General features: G+C 25.9%; 1 protein-coding gene. It reads left to right on the plus strand.

The window, feature by feature from the left end; all coding sequences use genetic code 11:
• The first annotated feature begins 7 nt into the window (after positions 1 to 7).
• The gene (locus tag HGB55_RS15375) at positions 8 to 337 is read left to right on the plus strand and encodes a helix-turn-helix domain-containing protein (RefSeq protein WP_168817978.1); all 330 of its coding nucleotides are present in this window, start codon (positions 8 to 10) and stop codon (positions 335 to 337) included.
• Positions 338 to 397: the final 60 nt, after the last annotated feature.

Here is a 397-nt window from a genome sequence, read left to right on the forward strand (position 1 = left end):
TTAAAAAATGGAAACTACTAAAAAAATGAAAATGATGAGTTTAGACCAACTTAAAGATAAACATCTTGGAGAAGTTGGAACTATTGAAAGAGACAAATACGAATTTGATTTAAAAATTGAAATTCTTGGTGATATGATTAAGTCTGTTCGAAAAGAAAGACATTTAACTCAAGAACAATTAGGAGATTTAATTGGAGTACAAAAATCTCAAATATCAAAACTTGAGAGAAATACGAGAAATGTTACGATTGAAACAATTTTGAAAGTATTTAAAGCTTTGAAAACTAATGTGAAATTTAGTATTGAAATGAACGAAGGTGAATTTAAAGTAGCATAAGTACTACAGGTAACAATGGCTAAAAAAAATTGCTTCATTATGCTAAATAGAAAAATTAAA

It is taken from the genome of Lutibacter sp. B1 (genome assembly GCF_012524075.1).
In the GTDB taxonomy this organism is placed as follows: domain Bacteria; phylum Bacteroidota; class Bacteroidia; order Flavobacteriales; family Flavobacteriaceae; genus Lutibacter.